Raw genomic sequence first — 19,813 nt, 5'->3', positions numbered from 1 at the left:
CCGGAGGCCGGCGCATGAGGTCGGTCATTCCCATTCTCACCATGGTCGCGGCCATCGTGGTGATCTGGTACGGCGCGGCCATCGGGATGAACGCGCAATGGGCGCGCGATCAGGCGGCGCGGGCGGGGACTACGCTGAGCACGTCCGAACTGATCGCGGATACCTGGAGCCAGGAGCGGCCCAAGCTGCCGGCGCCGCACCAGATCGTGGCCGAGCTGTGGAAGACCACGGCGATGATGAAGCCGACATCGAAGCGCAGCCTGGTGTTTCACGGCTGGATCACCCTGTCGGCCACCATGCTGGGGTTTGTTTTCGGCACCGGCGCGGGCATCCTTCTGGCCATCGGGATCGTGCACAGCCGGTCGATGGACATGGGGGTGATGCCCTGGGCGATTGCCAGCCAGACCATCCCGATCATCGCCATCGCGCCGATGATCATCGTGGTTCTGAACTCCATCGGCATCACCGGGCTGGTGCCAAAGGCGATCATCTCGGCCTATCTGAGTTTCTTCCCGGTGGTGGTCGGCATGGTGAAGGGGCTGCGCAGCCCGGATGCGATGCAGCTCGACCTGCTGCGCACCTATAATGCCTCGAAGCCGCAGGCGTTGTGGAAGCTGCGGTTTCCCGCGTCGCTGCCGTATCTTTTCGCCTCGCTCAAGGTCGGCGTGGCGGCCAGCCTGGTCGGCACCATCGTCGGCGAGCTTCCGACCGGGGCGATCCGCGGGCTGGGCGCGCGGATGCTGACCGGCAGTTATTACGGCCAGACCATCCAGATCTGGTCGGCGCTGTTCGCCGCGGCGATCCTGGCCGCCGGGCTGGTCGGGATCATCGGGCTGGTGCAGCGGCTGACGCTGCGGCGGATGGGGGCGGTGTGATGGGCTGGGTCGTCTTTGCCTTCGTCTTCTGGGTCGCGGCCATAGCGCTCAATTCCTGGCTGGCCCGGCATCCGCTGTCCGAGACCCGTTTGGGCAAGCTGCTGGTGCCGACGATCTTCGGCGTCACCATCCTGGTGGTCTGGGAGGCGCTGGTGCGCGGGCTGGAGGTGTCGAGCGTGATCCTGCCGCCGCCCAGTGCCATCGCGGCCAAGTTCGCCACCAGCCTGCCGATCCTGTGGGTCGATTTCGTCCAGACCATCGTCAAGGGGGCGCTGTCGGGCTATGCCATCGGCTGCGGCGCGGCCTTCCTGACGGCGGTGGCCATCGACCGGTCGAAATTCCTGCAACGGGGCCTTTTGCCGGTGGGCAATTTCGTCGCCGCCCTGCCCATTGTCGGCACCGCGCCGATCCTGGTGATGTGGTTTGGCTTCGACTGGCAGTCGAAATCGGCCGTGGTGGTGGCGATGGTGTTCTTTCCGATGCTGGTCAACACGGTCGAGGGGCTGGCGGCCTCCTCCGCGATGCAGCGCGACCTGATGAAGACCTATTCGGCCAGCTACCTGCAAACGCTGTTCAAACTGCGGCTGCCGGCGGCGATGCCGTTCGTCTTCAACGGGCTGAAAATCTCGACCACGCTGGCCCTGATCGGTGCTATCGTGGCCGAGTTCTTCGGCAGCCCGGTCAAGGGCATGGGCTTTCGCATCTCGACCGAGGTGGGGCGGATGGGCCTCGACATGGTCTGGGCCGAGATCGCGGTGGCGGCGCTGGCGGGCAGCGCGTTCTACGGCGCGGTTGCGCTGATCGAGAAGGGGGTGACCTTCTGGCACCCCTCACAACGGGGTTGAGAAACAACCGTCATTCAACAGGGAGAAGACGAATGAAAAAACTGACACTGGCGATGGGGATCCTGGCGCTGGGCACCACGGCGGCGATGGCCGCCGACGAGGTGCGACTGCAACTGAAATGGGTCACGCAGGCGCAGTTCGGCGGCTATTACGTGGCGCTGGAGAACGGCTATTACGAGGACGAGGGGCTGGATGTCACGATCCTGCCGGGCGGCCCGGACATTGGCCCGGTGCAGGTGCTGATGGGCGGCGGGGCCGATGTGATGGTCGACTGGATGCCCTCGGCGCTGGCGGCCCGCGAACAGGGCGCGCCGGTGGTCAACATCGCGCAGCCGTTCAAGAGCTCGGGCATGATGCTGACCTGCCTCAAGGAGACCGGCATCACCAGCCCCGACGACTTTCCGGGCAACACGCTGGGCGTGTGGTTCTTCGGCAACGAATACCCGTTCCTGAGCTGGATGGCGCATCTGGGCATCCCGACCGAGGGCGGCGAGGATGGCGTCGAGGTGCTGAAGCAGGCCTTCAACGTCGATCCGCTGTTGCAGAAACAGGCGGCCTGCATCTCGACCATGACCTACAACGAATACTGGCAGGTGATCGACGCCGGCATCTCGGCCGACGACCTGGTGACCTTCAAGTATGAGGATCAGGGCGTGGCGACGCTGGAGGACGGGCTTTACGTGCTCGAGGAGAACCTCGAAGACCCGGAGTTCAAGGACAAGATGGTGCGCTTCGTGCGGGCCTCGATGAAGGGTTGGAAATGGGCCGAGGAAAACCCGGAAGACGCCGCGATGATCGTGCTCGAATATGACGAGACCGGCGCCCAGACCGAACAGCACCAGATCCGCATGATGAAAGAGGTCGCCAAGCTGACCGCCGGATCGGACGGGGCGCTGGACCCGGCCGACTACGAGCGCACGGTGGCGACGCTGCTGGCCGGTGGTTCGGACCCGGTGATCACCGCCGAACCGGTCGGCGCCTACACGCTGGAAATCACCGACGCGGCGCTGAACTAGGCCCGCCGGACATGACAGGAAAGGCCGCGCCCCGGCGCGGCCTTTTGCTTTGCGCGACCACGCCGGGGCCGCGTGCGACGAAAACGGCGGGGCGGAACATCGTCGGTTGGCCTGGCCGGCGATCCCGGCTAAGTAGGCAAGAGACAACTTGTGGTTCAGGATCGGTCGATGGACGAAACGGACGGCGCAGAAATTGATCTTCGCGAGATGGTTTCGATCCTGCGGCGGCGTTATCGGCTGATCGTCCTGACCGTGGCGATCGTGCTCGGGGTCGCGTTTCTCTACCTTGCCCAGGCGACGGCGCTGTATACGTCCACCACGCTGATCCTGGTCGATCCGGCGCAGAAAAACCTTTTGTCGCCGGAGCTTGACGGGTCGGTGAACGCCAGCATGGCGAGTTCGCTGATCGAGAGCGAGGTCGAGATCCTGCGCTCGGACTCGGTGCTTCTGGCGGTAATCGAGGCCGCCGACCTGACCCGGGATGCGGAGTTCGGGCCGACGCTGTCGCTGCTGGACAAGTTCAAGCAGGCGGTGGGGATCGGCGCGCGCGGGTCCGAGGCGCAGGGGGCGCTGCTGCTCAACCAGACGTTGAGCCGGCTGCGCGACGCGGTCGACGTGCGCCGGCGGGGCATGACCAACCTGATCGCGCTGTCGGTGACGGCCGAAGACCCGGAGCGCGCGGCGTCGCTGGCCAATGTGGTGGCGGCGACCTACATCCGGCTTCAGGTCGAGGCCAAGTCGCAGAGTTTCCTCGACGCGCGCGACGTGCTCGAGGCGCAACTGGCCGCGGCGCAGCGCGCGCTGGCGGGGTCGGATGCGGCGCTTGCGACCTATATCGACGACAACCTGGCGCGGCTGGAACGCGAAAGCGGCTCGGACGCGGTGGCGGCGCTGCGCGCGCGGCTCGAGCGGGCCAATGCCAGCCGGCTGGCGGCCAAGGTCACCGCCGACGACGCGGCCTCGGCGCTGGCAGAGCGCGACTGGTCGGCGCTGGCCGACCGGCTGGGCAACGAGGCGTTGGCCGCGCTGGAGGGCCAGCGCGCCAATCTTGCGGCGCGGCTGGGGCAGACCGCCGAGGGCAGCGATGCGGCGGTCGATCTGCGCGCCGGTCTGAAGGAGATCGAGGCGCAGCTGGCCCGCGAGGGCGAGGCGGCGGTGGCATCCCTGCGCGACGAGGTGATGGGGCTGTCCTCGACCGGCGACCAGTTGCGCGACGACATCCGGCGCGAGCTTCTGGCGGGCGATCTGTCGGCGGAAACCCTGTCGGAGATCTACGGGTTGCAGCAGGAAGCGACCATCGCGCAGCGCCAGTACGACACGCTGCTGACCCGGATGCGCGACCTCGAGGCGCAGGCGCTGGTGCAGGTGGCCGACAGCCGCGTGGTGTCGCAGGCGATCGCGCCGTCGGGGGCGTCGTTCCCCAATACCAGGATGATCCTGGCGCTGGCGCTGGTGGCGTCGCTGGGGCTTGGCGTCGGGCTGGCCTTTGTCAGCGAATACTATGTCGGCGGCATCCACTCGGCCAACCAATTGGCCAACGTGATCCCCGCCAAGGTCGCCTCGGTCCTGCCGAAGGCGACCCAGAGCGTCGAGCAACTGGGCGTGGCCGACATCATCATCGACGCGCCGATGTCGCAGTATTCCGAAAGCCTGCGCCGGCTGCGCGCCAATATCGACCGGTTCTCGCCGGCGGATGCGGAAGGGTCGCGGATGGTGATGGTCACCTCGGCGATCCCGGCCGAAGGCAAATCGGTGACCGCGCTGGCGCTGGCGCGCACCTATGCGGCGGCGGGCAAGCGCACGCTGTTGATCGACGCGGACATGCGCAAGCCGACGCAGAACAAGCTGTTGGGCGTGACGCCGGCCTCGGGCCTGTTCGAATACCTGATGCAGTCGGGCGAAGACCCGCATGCGGCCGATTGCTACGATGTCGACCCGCGCTCGCGGGTGGGCGTGATCTTTGGCCGCCAACGCCCGGATGCGCCGACCGACCAGCCGATCCAGTCCGAGGCGTTTCGCCGGCTGATCGAGGATGCGCGGCACAGCTTCGAGGTGATCGTGATCGACACGCCGCCGCTGATCCCGGTGGTCGATGCACGCTATGTCGCGGCGATGGCCGATGCGGTGGTGATGTGCGTGCGCGCCGGCGAGACCTCTCAGACCGATGTGCGCGCGGCGCATGAACAACTGGTCGACCACGCCGCGCCGACCACCGCGATCCTGTCGGTTCTGACCTTCCAGACGGCGGCGGATCACGGCTACAAGTATTCGGGCTATTACTACTGACGCCGGGCCGTGGCCTGCGTCACCCGTGCAACGGTTGCGATTGACTTGCCGCGCGGGCTTGGCGACGGCGCGTCGGCACGTAGAATGGCCCGGACAAGAGCGATTCACCCGGCAGGGGTGAGGGCAGGGAGATCGGCGTTTGAACGATGGCAGGATGGCCCGACAGGCAATGCGCAGGCTGCGCGTGCGCCGCCTTGCGCTTCGGCCCCGTCACGAACGCCCGAAACGAGTGGAGTTGAGAATGGTATCTGGTCTGACCCGACACATGGCCGGGATGGCGGCGGGCTGCGCGACGGCGCTGGCCGCGACGCTGGCCCCCACGCTGGCGGGCGCCGAGGGCATTCCGGCCCCCGATGCCGCCACGCTGGCGGCGCAATGGGAGGTCTATTCCGGCGACACCGTGCCTTCGGTGATCGAGTTCGCCCCAATGCGCGCGGTCGAGGAGGTGGCGACGGCGGATGGCGGCGCGCTGCGCCTGACCTCGCTGGCCCCGATGGTCAACCGCTGGTACCTGCTGGAAATCGTCCCGCCCGAGGGCCAGGGCCGGGTGCAGAGCTTTCACTTCGAGAATGCCGATGCCGAGACCTGGTTCCTGTCGCTCGAGGGCGGGGCAGACCCCGCGCTGATGATCGAGGGCAATGGCGGCGCCGAGACCTGCCGGCCCTGGGCGGGCGAACCCTCGGCGCTGGCACGCGCGTCGCAGAGTGCGCTGCCCTACGCGCCGATCTGCGAGCAGAGGATCTATCTGCGCAACCGCGTCTCAGGCAGCCGCACCAACCGCGAGGCGGTGTCGGATTTCCTGCGCAACAACGTGGTGTTCGGCGACAAGCTGGTGAACCTGATCAAGGGCACCTTCTTCGAGGATGCCTTCCTCGAAAACGCCACCACGGTCGATGACGGTGACACCGGCGCGGTGGTGGCGGCCCTTGGCACCGCCGATCTGTCGCGCCAGCCGGTGATGCGCACCGCGATGGGCCTGCCGGTGACCGGCGCCGAGGGCGGCATGGAGGCCGGAAGCTGGTATGCGGTCGAGGGCCAGGACGGGGTTTTTGCCAGCGTGATGCAGCCCGGCATGGTGGCGCAGGAGATCCAGGCCGAGCGCAACGGCGCCAACTGGCTCGATGGGGTCGAGCAGAACGCCGATGTCTACCTCGTGGCCTTCGATCTGGGCCGGTTCGAGCTGGGCTATGAACTGGGCACCGATCACCCCGGTGTGGGCTGGTCGTCGCGGCCGCAACGCAAGGCGGGCGACTGGAACCTGCCCGGCCCGGACGGGTTTTCCACCGCCGACCCGCTGGTGCGCAACGGCATGTTGCCGCCGTCCTTGACCAGCCGCGTGGTCGGCGCCTTTGCCGGCGGCTTCAAGCGTGACCACGGCGCCTATCGGTTCTCGGACTACGCGGGCTTCAACCGGGGGCACCACTACGGTTTCATCTCGAACGGCGTGACCTTCAGCCGGCTGATCGAGAACCTGGCCACGCTTTATGTGCTCGACGATGGCTCGGTCCACATGAAGACCTGGAGCGAGGCCGACAACGTCCTGATCCCGCGCATCCGCTATGCCCGCCAGAACGGCGTGCCGGTGGTCACGCGCGACGAGGCGGGGCGTTCGGTGCCGGGCGACCGGGTCACGTCCTGGGGCGGCGGCAACTGGTCCGGTTCGGCGGACGCGCAGTTGCGCACGCTGCGTTCGGGCACCTGCCTCAAGACCGCGGGCGATCGCAAGTTCCTGATCTACGCCTATTTCTCCTCCGTCACGCCCTCGGCGATGGCGCGCACCTTCCAGGCCTATGATTGCGACTATGCGATGCTTCTGGACATGAACTCGCCGGAGCTGACCTATATGGCGGTCTATCGCAAGAACGCCTCGGGCGACGGGCTCGAGCCGATGCACCTCAGCCGCTACATGGCCGACAGCGACCCGAGCGACAACGGCGGGCGCATTCCGCGTTTCGTCGGGTTCTCGGACAACCGGGATTTCTTCTATCTGTTGCGAAAGGACTAAGCCGATGCGTGGAGCGATAGCGGCCCTCGGGCTGGCACTGGGATTGGCGTTTGCAGCGCCCGCAGGCGCGGGGACGCTGGCCGAGAACAACGAGGCGATGTTTCGCCTGATGCAGGAGAAACGCGGCGTGACCTCGGGCCAGATCGCCCGCATCCGCGAGATCTTCAACGCTTCGGGCATGGCCGGCCAGGGCAATCCCGCGATCACCCGCCATCCGATGACGCCCGCCGAGGCGCAGGCGCGGCTGCCGCAGGATGCCTACCAATACTACCGCAACGCGCAGTTCGAGCGGATTTGCGGGCGCAAATACATGGCGCCGCTTTACGATCCGGCGACCGAGCAGCCCGAGGATGCCAAGGTCTGCGTCGACATGTTCGAATATCCCAACGTGCCGCTGGCCTATCCGGTGACCTGGATCAGCGCGCGCGAGGCCGCGCTGGTCTGCGCCGCCGAGGGCAAGCGGATGGGCGATGCGCATGAATGGGAAGGCGCGGCGGCGGGGGCGCTGCTGGAGCCAGACTACCGCTTCGACCTGGGTTCGCACGGCGCGATGCGGGCCTGGCATAACGCCAAGTGGGGGCAGGTCAAGAACTGGACCTACGGGCCGCAGTGGCAGCGTGGCATCTGCGCCCAGGGCAGCCAGAAATCGCCCGGCTGCAACGGCGGAAGCTGGACCGGGTGCGGCTCGAACACCTATCCGGTGGGGAGCTTCCCGAATTGCCGCAGCGCGCTGGGGGTCTATGACCTCGAGGGCAACGCCGCCGAGCACATGAACCTGCCGCTGGCGCCCGACCAGATGGCCAGCCGCGGTTCGACCAAGCTGGGCGTGACCGAGATGAAGGGAAGCTGGTTCATCTGGGACAGCGTGCGCGCGCACGAGGAATGGGCCCGCTGGCGCGCACCCTACTGGCACGGCAGCCCGGTGATGTCGGTGGGCAGCCACCGCAACTATCACCTCGGGTTCAGGTGTTTTCGTGACGTGAAGTAGCGCCTGCCAGGGACGACGTGGACGCACGCGCCGGGGGAGACTCCGGCGCGTTTCGTTTGCGCGGGGGGCAGCCACAAGAATAGACCGCCGCGGCAGTGCCGGGCGGTCTTTTCGTGGTCGTTGCGGTCAGGTCAGCGCGAGGCGATGCGGATCACCGGGCCCGGCAGCGGGCCATCGCTGTTGAGCAGATAGGCATAGCGGCCCGACCCCAGAAGCTCGTCGATATCGACCGCCTTGCCGTTCAGATAGGCGGTGCGGCTGACCAGCCGGATGCCGTGGCTGTAATCGGCATAGCTGGCCCCGTGCACGGTCGAGACCGGCTGGATCGGGTTGCCCGAGGCGCGGTGCCAGCCATAGATCGCCACCCGCCCGGGGTTCGATGCCATGCGGCTGGCCATCACCACGTCTTTCTTGTGGCCCGAGATCAGCCCGCCCCGGCCCTGGCGCTGGCCTTCGATGGTGGCGTTGTGGCGCAGGAAATAGCTGGTCGAGGACATCTGCGGGCCCGGCGTCATCGGCGCGGGGCTGAGGCGCACGCGCGCCTGGGCATAGATCGCGTCGACCATGCGCGGGGTCGGCAGGGTCATGCCGAACTGCCCGGCGATGGCTGCGGCGGCGGGCAGGCCCAGCGGCACGCGCACGAAATCATTGTCGGAGCCGAGCGCGAGGTAGTCGGGCGTCACGCAGATGACGATCTCGGTCTGGGCGCCGCGCGCATCGGGGCCGCGAAACACCACCGGCTCAAGCTCGTGCAGGAATGCGGGCATGTTGCCGCGGGCCAGCTCGTTGATGATGCGGTTGTCGCGGCCACCGCCCGATCCGTCGCCAAGGGCGGCGAAAAAGGCCGAGGCGGCGGGGGCGCCCGCGGGCCGGCGCGGCATCGCGCGGGCGTGGTTGCGGCCACAGCCGTTGCCCGAGACGCGCGGGGTCGCGCGGCTGGCGGCGGGGATCACCTGCGCCTCGGGCGCGGCGGCGACCGGGGCGGGCGTAGCCGCCGGGGCCGGTGCCGCCACGGCGATGCGCAGGTCGGCGGGCCGGGCTTCGGGGCGCGGCGAGGTCATCACCGCCAGGTCGGTCGGCGCGTCCGGGGCCGGGGTCACCATAGGCGCAACAGCGGCGGCGGGCGGCAGTTCCGGGCGCGGCTCGGGCCGCAGGTCGGGGGTGAGGTCGATATCGGTGGTCAGCGCGGCCAGTTCGATCTCGGGCTGCGGCTGGTCCGGCGCCGGGGTATCGGCGCGGCCATAGGCAAGCGTCGCCGGGGCGAGGCTGGAGGCCGCGCCGGAGGTCAGGGCGGCCAGTGCCGCGGGGGTGGCGGCGGCGATCAGGCGGCCGGGCAGGTCGGCCATGGCGGCCAGCGCCCCCGCGGGCATGCCGGCGGACATCTCGTCGGTCGGGATCGTCGGCGAGGACATCGACGACATCACGATCTCGCCGCCCAGGCCGCGCGGCGGCGTGGCGGGCGCGGTCGCGGGGGCGGTGTCGCCCCAGTCCGCCGCGTCCAGCGTCGCGCTGCGCAATTCGGGGACGCCGTCCAGTTCCTCGGGCAGACCCGGCCAGCGCGGCGCGGTCATGTCGGCGGCCAGAGCCGGGGTCCAGTCGGCCCGGTCCACCCCGACGGTCTGCTTGGTGTAGAGGACGAAGGCGGGCTTTTCCTCGGCGGTCGCCTTGGGGGCCGGCTGCGGCGCGGGATCGGCCGGGGCGTGGAAGGCGGCGAGATAGCGGGGATAGAGTGCATCGACCGCGAGATAGCTGGCGCTGGCGGACAGCGCCAGAACCGCGAGCCCCCCGGACGCGCCAAGCGCGACCCGGCGCATGGGCCAAGGACGGTTGGTCTCGGTCTTCACTGTGTTCTGAGCTTGTCGGATCATGTCCGCGCTCGTATCCCCTCGAATTTAAGAACACAATAATGCCACTTTTCGAGGATGGGCAGATTTCTGCGCCATTGGCGGATATTCGCCGCAAACCGGGCCAAAAGGCGCGAAATCGCCCCTTTGGCTGCGGCGGGGCGTCGCAGAAGGGCGAAAAAGGCCCCGTTTTCGGGGTCAGGCGATCATCGCGGCGGCGAAAAGCCCGGCCATGACGATGGCCGAGACGCGACTCACCCGGTCGGTCAGGGCGAACACCACCGGGTCCTGGTCGACAAGGCCGCGGTGGGCGAGCAGGACGATTCGGCTGATCCAGAACAAAAGCACCAGGCAGATGCCCCAGAGCACCATCGGCTGGTCGTATTGCGCGCGCACCTCGGGCGTGTCGAGGTAAAGCGCCAGCACCAGCACCGCGAGGAACCCCGCCGAGGTCGCGATCATCGCGACGATCGGCCGGTCCTCGACGGTGTAGGCGCGCCCGGCGGCGGCCTTGGCGCCGGGGCGGCTGTCGAGGTCGACCAGTTCGGCCAGCCGCTTGACCGCGGCCAGCGACAGGAACACGAACACCGAAAAGCTGAGCAGCCAGACCGAGGGCACGATACCGGTCGCCGCTGCGCCGGCCACGATGCGCATGGTGTAGAGCATCGCCAGCACGATGATATCGACCGCCAACTGGCCCTTGAGGTGCATCGAATAGGCGGTGGTCAGCAGGAAATAGGCCGCCAGCGCCGCGACCAGCGCCGGCGAGACGACGGCGGCCAGCGCGAACCCCGCGCCGACCAGCCCGGCCAGCATCGGAAACCCGAAGCGCAGGGGCAGCGCGCCCGAGGCGAAGGGGCGGTTGCGCTTGGTGCGGTGGCGGCGGTCGGCGGCAAGGTCGGTCAGGTCGTTCAGCACGTAGACCCCCGAGGCGATCAGGCCGAAGGCGACGAAGGCCAACGCCGCCCAGCCCAGCGACGCCGGGTCGAAGGCATGGGCGGCGAGCAGCGGCAGGAACACCAGCACGTTCTTGACCCACTGGTGCAGCCGCATCTGGCGCAGGAGCGTGGGCATGAGCGGCGTTTTCGCGGGCGGGCTGGAGGGCGGGGTGCGGGCGCGGCCCGGCTCGATCCCGTCGAACCAGCCCAGGTGCGCGGCCATCGCGGCGGCCAGTTCCGGCGCGCCGCTGTCGGCCAGCAGAACGGCGCGGCCCTCGGCGCGGGCGGCCTCGGCGGCGCTGCGCGCGGCCTCGTCGACGGGCAGGCGGGCCGGGTCGGGCAGCACACCGTCGCGCCGGCCCAGCAGCGCGCGCCAGTCGTCGCCGACCGCGTCCCAGAACATTTCGGCGCGCAGGTTGCCGCGCATCAGGTCGCGGTCGAGGTCGAGGATCAGGGGCGGTGCGCTCTGGCGCGGGGTGGTGTCCAATGCGGGCTCCGGCGGTTCGCGGCGGTTTTGGGCACCTTGCCCGGTCTGGCGCGGCAAGACAATCGCCTCTCGGCACAAGGGGTTGCGGCGCGGCGCGCTGTGGACACATGGCCACGACCGGGCTAGCAATTGGGGAGTGTTCTGAAGGGGGATCGGTGTCGTGAAGGTGTTTGGGAAAATGGTTGCGCTCGGGCTGGTGCTGCCCGTCGCCGCGCTGGCGCAGGATGCAGGCTCGACGGTGGGCACGGCGCTGGGGGCGGCGCTCGCGGATGGCGGTGCGCCGGTGCAAAGCGCCGATGCCGCGGCGGCGATCCCGCTCAAGGCGCCGCCCGAAGGCACGCCCCCGGACGGCGAACCGGTGCAGGACGCCGATGCGGGCGCCGCCGTGCCCTTCGTCGCCGGCGACGGCCAGCCGGCCCCGGCAGAGGCCGGTGACGAGGCGCCCGGCGCTGATGCAGGGACCGCGCCGGAGGCTGAGCCCGAAGGTGACGCCGAGGTCGGCGCGATGGCGGATGGCGGAACCGGGGCTGCGGCCCCGGCGGCCAGCCCCGAGGCCGCCCCCGACCCGCTGGCCGAGGCGGCGGCCAAGTGTCTGGCGATTGCCGGGCCGGCGGACGCAGGCGTGCCGGCGGCGGCGGTGGATGCGGCCTCGCAAAAGGAGACGCTGGCGCGCGCCACGCCGTTCTGCGCGGTCGCCGCCGAGGCCGACAACGCCGACCCCGAGGTGCTTTTTCATGCCGCCACCATCGCGCGCGCCGGGGGCGATGCGCAGGCGATGTTCGACCTTCTGATGCGCGCCGCCGACGCCGGGCTGGGCGCCGCCGAGACCCGGCTGGGCGATGCCTTCCTGTTCGGCGTGGCGCCGGGCGGGCAGGACATCAAGGCGGCGGTCGGCCACTACCAGGCGGCGGCGGACCTGAATGACGCGGCGGGGATGACCACGCTGGCGCTGTTGCACCAGGTCGGGCAGGGCGTGCCGCAGGACGCGGGCCGCATGGTCGAGCTGCTGAACCGGGCGGCGGAACAAGGCTATCACTTCGCGCAGTTCCGGCTGGCGCAGGTCTATCATCGGGGCGACGGCGTGCCCGGGCGGGCGGATGCGGCGCTTGGCATTCCCGACCGGACACGGGCGCTGACGCTCTATGCCCGGGCCACCGAGGCGGGAAATCTCGACGCGGCGCTGGCGCTGTCGGCGCTTTACGCCGACCCGAGTTTCGGCCTGTCGGACGATCCCGAGGAACAGGTGCGCCTGACCCGGATCGTGTCGCGCACCGGCTTTGCCCCGGCGATCGCGCGGATGGGCACCTTCTATGAAACCGGGCGCGGCGTCGATTACAGCCCGGGAATCGCGGCGGGGCTTTACGTCAAGGCGATGGAAACCGGCGATATCACGTTCGAGGAAATGCGCGCCGGGGCGCCGTTCGGCTGGGACAATGCCACCGCGCTGGAGTTCCAGAAGATCCTGGCCGCCCGCGGGCTCTACACCGGGGCGCTGGATGCCATTGTCGGGCCGGGCACGGCGGCGGCGGCGCGGGCGCTGGCGGCCGAGTAGGCTCAGGCCAGCCCGGCCTCGGCCATCAGGCGCGCGGCTTCGGCGGCGATCAGCGCCTCGGCGCCGGCGCCCTCGACCGGGACGCGCCCGACCTCGAGAAACAGGGGCGCGGCGAAGGGCGTCACGCGGTCGGTAGTCACGTGATCGACCCGCGCCCGGGTGCGCGCCAGCATCTCCTCGATCCGGCCAAAGCCGATCAGCCCGGCCATCGCCTCTTCGCGGGTCACGTCGAGCAGCAGGTGGCCGGGGTCGTATTTGCGCAAGGTGTCGTAGAGGATATCCGAAGAAAACGTGGCCTGGCGCGCATTGGCGCGCTTGCCGGGAAAGTTGCGCGGGGTCAGGCCGGCGATGGTGGCCGCCGCCTTGAAGGCGCGTTTCATCAGCGCGTTTTCGGCCAGCCAGCCCTCCAGCCCGTCGCGCAGCCCCTCGGGGTCGAGCAGGCGGGCCGGGTCGGGCACCGGGTCGACCGACCAGATCAGCGTGGCATAGTCGGTGGCGACGAAGCCCAGCGGCCCCAGCCCCGCGTCCTCCATCCGCCGGGTCGCGATCAGCCCCAGCGTCTGCTGCGCGCCCTTGCCGGCAAAGCCGTAGATGCAGGTCTGTGCCCGGCCCTCGTAGGGAAAGCTCTCGACCAGCACGCGGCCCGCCTCGGGCAGGCGCGACACCTGCGCCTGCAGCGCGATCCAGTCGCGGCTGTGGGCGGGCAGGGCGGTGAGGTCGCGCCGGTTGATGAGGTCGAGCACGCGGTGCGAAAGCTGGGTCGAGGTCGAGAACTTGGTGCCCATGAACACCGCCACCTTGGGCTTGCGGCCCTTGTCGCGGCTTACCTCGACATGCATTTCCCTGAGGCTCTCGAACCGCACGATCCTGCCGCCGATCAGGAAGGTGTCGCCGGGGGTCAACGAGGCGGCAAAGCTTTCCTCGACCTCGCCGAGGTTCGACCGCTGGCCACGCAGTCGGACCTTGAGCGTGTCGCTGTCCTGGATGGTGCCGATGTTCATGCGCACCATCTGCGCCGAGCGCGGGTCGCGCAGGTGCCACAGACCGTCGGCGCGCCGTTGCAGCCGTTGCCAGCGGTCATAGGCGCGCAGGGCATAGCCGCCGGTGGCCACGAAATCGAGGCAGGCATCGAAGGCGGCGCGGGTGAGGCCGGCATAGGGGCCGGCGCGGCGGACCTCGCCAAAGAGGGCGTCCGCGTCGAACGGGGCCGAGCAGGCACAGATCAGGATGTGCTGGCAGAGCACGTCGCGCGGCCCCGGCCCGCGCGGCGCGCCGTCGAGGTCATGGGCATGGACCGCCTCGATCGCCGCCTGGCACTCGATCACCTCCCAGCGGTTGGCGGGCACCAGCAGCGCCTTGGACGGCGCGTTGTAGCGGTGGTTGGCGCGGCCGATGCGTTGGACCAGGCGCTTGACGTTCTTGGGCGCACCGACCTGGATCACCAGGTCGACATCGCCCCAGTCCAGCCCCAGATCGAGCGTGCCGGTGCAGACGATGGCGCGCAGCTCGCCGGCCAGCATGGCGGCCTCGACCCGGCCCCGCGCCTCGCGCGATAACGAGCCGTGGTGGATGGCGACGGGCAGGTTGTCGGTGTTGGCCAACCACAGGTGGTGAAAGAAGATCTCGGCCTGGGCGCGGGTGTTGTGAAAGATCAGCGTGGTCTTGTGGCGGGCGACCTGGGCCAGCACCTCGGGGATGGCATGGCGCGCGCCGCCGCCGGACCAGGGCGGCGGGGCCGCGGTGGTCAGCATGGCGATGTCGGGGGCCGGGCCGGGGGCGGCGGTGACGATCTCGCAGCCCTCGGGGTGGAGGTAGCGCGCCAGCGCCGGCGGGTCTTCGACCGTGGCCGACAGCCCGACGCGGGCAAGGCCGGGGGCCAGCGCCTCGAGCCGGGTGAGAAGCAGCATGAACTGGTCGCCGCGCTTGCTTTCGGCCAGGGCGTGCAACTCGTCGACCACGACGCGCCTCAGCCCGGCAAAGACGCGCGGCGCATCGGGGTAGCTCAGAAGCAGCGCGAGGCTTTCGGGCGTGGTCAGCAGGATATGCGGCGGGTCGGCGCGCTGGGCCTTCTTGCGGGTCTGGCTGGTGTCGCCGGAGCGGTCGTCGACGCGGATGTCCAGCCCCATCTCGGCAATCGGCCCGGTCAGGTTGCGGCGCATGTCGGCGGCCAGCGCCTTGAGGGGGGAAATGTATAAGGTGTGCAAGCCACCGCGCGGATTCGCGGCCAGATCGACCAGAGAAGGCAGGAATCCTGCAAGCGTCTTGCCGCCACCGGTGGGCGCGATCAACAGCGTGGCGGGGTCGTTCGCGCGCGCCAGCATGGCGTGTTGATGCCCATGCGGCTGCCAGCCCTTGCGGGCGAACCAGTCGGAAAACAGGGCGGGCAGGGCGGTCATCGCCCGAAGATAGGGCGCGGGCGGCGGGATGGAAAGCGGGCCGCTGCGTTTCCGGGCAGGGGCGGCGCGCGGGCCGCCCCAGGACCGCTAGTGCACGATCTCTTCCTCGCGCACGAACATGTTGGCCCAGGCCCGGTCGATCAACTCGGGGCTCATCTGGTAGGGGATACCCTCGAAGTCGCAGATCGCCATCATCTGGTCGATCAGGAACACCGGCTGGTAGTTGGCATAGATGTTGTCGATGGTCGGGTATTTCTGCTTGAGCAGATGCACCAGCGCGGCCTCGTCCAGCGGCATGCCCTTCTTGCGCGCGACCATGGCGAAGATCTTGAGGAACCCCTCCTGATCCGGGCCGTCGATCTTGATCTTGAAGAAGATCCGGCGCAGCGCCGCCTTGTCGAAGATCTTGTTGGGGTGGAAGTTGGTCGAGAAGATCACCAGCGTGTCGAACGGCACCTCGAATTTCTCGCCCGATTGCAGCGCCAGGATGTCCTTGGATTCCTCCAGCGGCACGATCCAGCGGTTGATCAGCGCCTGCGGCGGTTCGGCCTGGCGCCCGAGGTCGTCGACGATGAACACGCCGCCGGTGGATTTGAATTGAAGCGGCGCGGTATAGGTGCGGCTGACCGGGTTGTAGACCAGGTCGAGCATGTCGAGCGTCAGCTCGCCCCCGGTGATCACGGTGGGCCGGTCGCAAAGCACATAGCGGCGGTCGAACCGGTTGCCGGTGCGCCGCAGCGCGCCGGGGTCTTCGACCACGTCCTCGGCCTTGGAATGCACGATCGGGTCATAGACGGTGATGACCTGCCCGGAATATTCGACCGCGCGGGGCACGTAGATCTTGTCGCCCAAGGCGTCGCGGATGCCGTTGGAGATCGAGGATTTGCCGTTGCCGGGCGGGCCATACATCAGGATCGAGCGGCCCGAGCCGACCGCCGGGCCGAGGTGGTCGAGAAGTTCCGGCGGCAGGATCAGGTGGCCCATTGCGCCGGTCAACTGTTCGCGGGTGATCTTCATGTCGCGCACCGACTGGCGCTTGACCTGTTCGCCGTAACGCTCCATCGGGACCGGCATGGCGCCGTAGTATTCCGACTGGCTGAGCGCATCGAGCGCGCGCGCCTTGCCGGTGTCCGACAGCCGGTAGCCCATCTCGCCGCCCGAGTTCGCGTGCAGCGTGCCCATCGCCTCGACCAGCCCCTGGCCGCGCGCCTCGTCGACGAGGTCCTGCACCACCCGGGTGGGCAGGCACAGCACCCGTTCAAGCTGCGTGATCATCTCCACGTTCATGCGGAACATGGTCTTCAGAAGGATGTCGCGCATCATCACCGGCGACAAGCCAGTGTCGGCCAACGTCCGAAGCGGTGGTGGCGCCTGGACGCCGGGAGAGGTCTGCATGTTCATGGCACTGCTCGCTGCCTGATCGTTTCTGCCTGATTTTTTCCGGGATTCTACCTGCAGGTTGCCATTTCGACAACAAAAACCCGGAATAGTTTGCCATGTAACCCTGCACCAGACATCTTGCGGGACAATTAACAAGAACCGACCGAGGGCAGAATGGGCAGATCGAACGGGGTGGCGCTGGGCGCGTTTCTGGTTGCGGTGGCGGTGGCGCTGTCGGCCGTGACGCTGGCCAAGGGCGGGTTCTACATCGCCAAGCACGAGGGCGACACGCTGCACCTGATGCAGATGGTGCTGCGCATGGCGGCGGGGGATTGGCCGCACCTCGATTTCCAGACCCCGATCGGGGTGCTGGCGGTGGCGCCGATCGCGCTCATCGTCAAGCTGGGCTGGGGCATCGGGCAGGCGCTGCTCATGTCGCAGGTGCTGGTCGCGGCGGTGCTGCTGCCGGCGATCTGGTGGGTGTCGCACAGCCGCTTCACACCCGGTTGGGGGGCGCTGTTCGGGGGCTTTTCGCTGGTCCTGATCCTGGCGCTGGTGCATGGCGAGACAGAGTCTTCCGTATCTTTTTCAATGCACTACAACCGCTGGGCCTGGGCGCTGGCCTATCTGGCGATCGCGCTTGCGGTCTTGCCCGCGCGGGGGCCGGAACGCCCGGTGGCGGACGGGCTGGTGATCGGGCTGGCGCTGGCGGGGCTGGTGCTGCTCAAGGTGACCTATGCGGTCGCGTTCCTGCCGGCGGTGCTGATCGCGCTGATCGCGGCGCGGGCCTGGCGGGTGATCGGGGTGGCCGTGCTGGCGGGAATGGCGGTGGCGGCGGTGGTGACGCTGATGGCCGGCACGCCGATGTTCTGGCTGGCCTATCTGCGCGACCTGGCGACGGTCGCGGGCTCGGACGTGCGCGCCCAGCCCGGGCTGGCCTTGCCCGCGATCCTGAGCGCGCCGGCCTATCTCGGCGGCAACCTGGTGGCGCTGGCCGCGGTCATCCTGCTGCGCCAGGCCGGGCGGATGCGTGAGGGGCTGGTGCTGCTGCTGCTGTTGCCCGGGTTCGCCTATGTCACCTACCAGAATTTCGGCAACGATCCCCAGTGGATCGGGCTGGTCGGGCTGATGCTGATCATGCTGGAGCCGGGGCGCGAGATCCGCAACGCGATGGGCTGGAACGTCGGCAAGGGGATCGGGCTGGCGGCGGTGGCGCTGTTTGCCTTCGCCGCGCCATCGGCGCTCAACCTGGCCTACAGCCCGTTTCGCCACCTTGCCGTGGCGGCCGAGGACTATTCGGCGATTCTGCCCGGTTCGGGGGTGCACGAGGATCTTTTCACCCCGACGCGGCGGGTTGAGCGGGTGGACGGGAAAGTGCCGCTCGACGGGCCGGGCTCGCCGTTTGCCGCCTATGTCGATCCGACGGCGCGCGAGGATCTGATGGTCACGTTTCAAGGCGAGGAACTGCCGATTTGCGCCATCGATCTGGGCATGGTGACATGGTTCCGGGCGATCAGCGACGATCTGAAAGCCTCGGGTCTCACCGAGGGCAAAAGTGCTTTTGTCGCCGACATCCTGTCGAGCTTCTGGCTTTACGGTGCGTTCGAACCGCTCAAGCATGGGGCGCCGTGGTATTACGGCGGGTTGCCGGGGTTCGAGAATGCCGACTTTCTGCTGGTGCCGCTTTGCGCGATGTCGCCGCCCGTGCGCGCGCAGGTGCTCGAGGCGGTCGAGGATGCGGGGGCGACGCTGAACGAGGTGCGCCGGACCGAGACCTATATCCTGTTCGCCAAGGGCTAGGGGCGAGACCGCGTCAGCCTGTCAGAACCGACGCGGCGAGGTAGATCACCAGTGCGCTGCCCAGGCACAGGCCCATCGGGAAATCCTTGCGCGTCCAGCTTTCCCAGCCGGGGGCGAGGCCGCGGATCATCGGGATGGCGCGGGCAAGCCGGTGCACGGCAAAGCCCGCGATCAGCGTGGCGGCGAAGAGGTAGATGAAGGTCACCGCGTCCGGCAGCGCGATGAATGGCGCCATCGCGGCGGCGAACTTGGCGTCGCCCGCGCCCAGAAGCCGGGCGGCATTGGCGACGAAGCCGATCACCAGGACCACCGCCAAGTGGGCGAAGCGCCACAGGTAATCCTCGAGCGGCAGCGCGATCAGCCCGACCAGCGCATAGACCGCCACCAGCGCCATCACCGCCTTGTTGGGGATCTTCATCCGCGCCATGTCGCTCCAGGCGACCCAGAGCGCGATGGGCGTGGCGAAGGGCAGGAACCACAGCGAGACCGCGGCGGATTGGGCGAAGGCCATCAGCCGTTCGCCACGTTCGCTTCCAGGGCCCGCAACGAGCGCACCGCTTCGTCGAAATGCTGCGGGTGGGTGTCGACGGCCTCCTGCAACAGGGTCTTGCCCATGGTCAGATCGCCCTGCTTGACCGCCGCCAGCGCCAGCGTGTGCAAGAGGCGCGCGCGTTCGATCTGGGTCATGTTCATCACCGGCAGGTCGTATTTGCGCTGCGCGCCGCGCGCCATCACCAGGTTGTTCTTGGCGGTGAACATCTTGGGATCGTAGGTCAGTGCCTCGAGGAACAGCTTTTCGGCACCGGCATAGTCGCCGCGCGTCAGCTTGGAATAGCCCCAGTTGTTCAGGGTGCCGGCGGGCTGGGTGGTCAGGCCCACGGCGGTTTCATAGAAGGTATCGGCGCGCGACCATTCCTCGCTCGCGTCCGCCACCATCGCCTCGAGCCGGTAGCGGTCGAAGGTCTCGTGGGTCGGCGGGATCTGGTTCAATGCGTCCTTGGCCTTGGTCCAGTCGCCGGCGCGGATCAGGGCATCGGCCAGGTCCACGCGGTCTTCGCTGGTCACTTCGGGCGACGCGACGATCTGCGACCAGACGGTGACCGCCTCGGCCGGCTTGCGCGCGCGCACCAGCGATTTCGCCAGTCCGCGCTTGAGATCGATGCGGTCGGGGTATTGCGCCACCGAGCGCGTGAAGTATGAGACCGCCTCGTTCGGGTCGCCGACCGTCAACATGATGTCGTTGAGGTTCGATTCGTCGATCACGTTGACGCCGGCGACGGCGCGTTCGACCTCTTCGTCGGTCATCTGTTCACATGCCGACAGCACCATCGCGCTGCCGAGGCAGAGAGAAACAAGTATCCTGTGGCGCATCTTGCCTGCGTCCTTATCCTGCTCGGGCCG

Annotated in this window: 14 protein-coding genes; 8 read left to right on the top strand and 6 right to left on the bottom strand. The window is 68.7% G+C overall.

From position 1 onward, the window contains the following. Positions 1 to 14: 14 nt before the first annotated feature. The 6 genes from FVF75_RS02050 (at position 15) to FVF75_RS02025 (ending at position 8,015) form a co-directional block, all read left to right on the top strand. A complete protein-coding gene (locus tag FVF75_RS02050; RefSeq protein ID WP_148376080.1) occupies positions 15 to 875 on the top strand; it encodes an ABC transporter permease in 861 nt (286 codons plus the stop codon). After that, complete coding sequence (locus FVF75_RS02045) at positions 875 to 1,720, top strand: ABC transporter permease (RefSeq protein WP_148376079.1); 846 nt, start codon at positions 875 to 877, stop codon at positions 1,718 to 1,720. Before FVF75_RS02050 ends, FVF75_RS02045 begins: the two co-directional genes overlap by 1 nt. 32 nt (positions 1,721 to 1,752) lie before the next feature. Further along, on the top strand, positions 1,753 to 2,736 hold the full coding sequence (locus FVF75_RS02040) for an ABC transporter substrate-binding protein (protein ID WP_148376078.1): 984 nt from the start codon (positions 1,753 to 1,755) through the stop codon (positions 2,734 to 2,736). A 168-nt stretch (positions 2,737 to 2,904) separates the two neighbouring features. Next, a complete protein-coding gene (locus FVF75_RS02035) occupies positions 2,905 to 5,022 on the top strand; it encodes a GumC family protein (RefSeq protein WP_148376077.1) in 2,118 nt (705 codons plus the stop codon). A 241-nt stretch (positions 5,023 to 5,263) separates the two neighbouring features. Then, positions 5,264 to 7,027 carry a hypothetical protein gene (locus FVF75_RS02030; RefSeq protein WP_246137972.1) on the top strand — a complete coding sequence of 588 codons (1,764 nt, stop codon included), beginning with the start codon at positions 5,264 to 5,266 and terminating at the stop codon, positions 7,025 to 7,027. 4 nt (positions 7,028 to 7,031) lie between these two features. Next, on the top strand, positions 7,032 to 8,015 hold the full coding sequence (locus FVF75_RS02025; protein WP_148376076.1) for an SUMF1/EgtB/PvdO family nonheme iron enzyme: 984 nt from the start codon (positions 7,032 to 7,034) through the stop codon (positions 8,013 to 8,015). Positions 8,016 to 8,146: 131 nt separating this feature from the next. On the opposite strand, the gene FVF75_RS02020 is transcribed toward FVF75_RS02025, so the two are convergent. Both FVF75_RS02020 and FVF75_RS02015 read right to left on the bottom strand, forming a co-directional pair. Then, a complete protein-coding gene (locus tag FVF75_RS02020) occupies positions 8,147 to 9,883 on the bottom strand; it encodes a hypothetical protein (RefSeq protein ID WP_148376075.1) in 1,737 nt (578 codons plus the stop codon). 174 nt (positions 9,884 to 10,057) lie between these two features. Further along, positions 10,058 to 11,284 carry a UbiA family prenyltransferase gene (locus FVF75_RS02015; RefSeq protein ID WP_148376074.1) on the bottom strand — a complete coding sequence of 409 codons (1,227 nt, stop codon included), beginning with the start codon at positions 11,282 to 11,284 and terminating at the stop codon, positions 10,058 to 10,060. 178 nt (positions 11,285 to 11,462) lie between these two features. Between FVF75_RS02015 and FVF75_RS02010 the strand changes: the two genes are divergently transcribed. Continuing rightward, positions 11,463 to 12,836, top strand: a complete 1,374-nt coding sequence (locus tag FVF75_RS02010) for a tetratricopeptide repeat protein (protein ID WP_148376073.1) — start codon at positions 11,463 to 11,465, stop codon at positions 12,834 to 12,836. Positions 12,837 to 12,838: 2 nt separating this feature from the next. Here FVF75_RS02010 and FVF75_RS02005 read toward each other — a convergent pair whose 3' ends face one another. Both FVF75_RS02005 and FVF75_RS02000 read right to left on the bottom strand, forming a co-directional pair. Further along, positions 12,839 to 15,232: a ligase-associated DNA damage response DEXH box helicase gene (locus FVF75_RS02005; protein ID WP_148376072.1), complete on the bottom strand. Its 2,394-nt coding sequence runs from the start codon at positions 15,230 to 15,232 to the stop codon at positions 12,839 to 12,841. Positions 15,233 to 15,319: 87 nt separating this feature from the next. After that, positions 15,320 to 16,555 (bottom strand): P-loop NTPase family protein, encoded by a 1,236-nt coding sequence (locus FVF75_RS02000; protein WP_425463218.1) that lies wholly within the window; start codon positions 16,553 to 16,555, stop codon positions 15,320 to 15,322. A 231-nt stretch (positions 16,556 to 16,786) separates the two neighbouring features. Here FVF75_RS02000 and FVF75_RS01995 point away from each other — a divergent pair, with 231 nt between their 5' ends. Then, positions 16,787 to 18,412 (top strand): DUF2029 domain-containing protein, encoded by a 1,626-nt coding sequence (locus FVF75_RS01995; protein WP_148376070.1) that lies wholly within the window; start codon positions 16,787 to 16,789, stop codon positions 18,410 to 18,412. Between the two features lie 13 nt (positions 18,413 to 18,425). Here the strand turns inward: FVF75_RS01995 and FVF75_RS01990 are convergent, their stop codons facing one another. Further along, on the bottom strand, positions 18,426 to 18,923 hold the full coding sequence (locus FVF75_RS01990; RefSeq protein WP_148376069.1) for a prepilin peptidase: 498 nt from the start codon (positions 18,921 to 18,923) through the stop codon (positions 18,426 to 18,428). Further along, complete coding sequence (locus tag FVF75_RS01985) at positions 18,923 to 19,783, bottom strand: tetratricopeptide repeat protein (protein WP_148376068.1); 861 nt, start codon at positions 19,781 to 19,783, stop codon at positions 18,923 to 18,925. The genes FVF75_RS01990 and FVF75_RS01985 overlap by 1 nt, the downstream gene beginning before the upstream one ends. Positions 19,784 to 19,813 lie beyond the last annotated feature (30 nt).

Origin of the sequence: Maritimibacter fusiformis, from assembly GCF_008086115.1 — a bacterium.
Lineage (GTDB): Bacteria > Pseudomonadota > Alphaproteobacteria > Rhodobacterales > Rhodobacteraceae > Muriiphilus > Muriiphilus fusiformis.
Note: the sequence above shows the minus strand (reverse complement) of the source record. Positions and strands in the feature narration are given on the sequence as shown.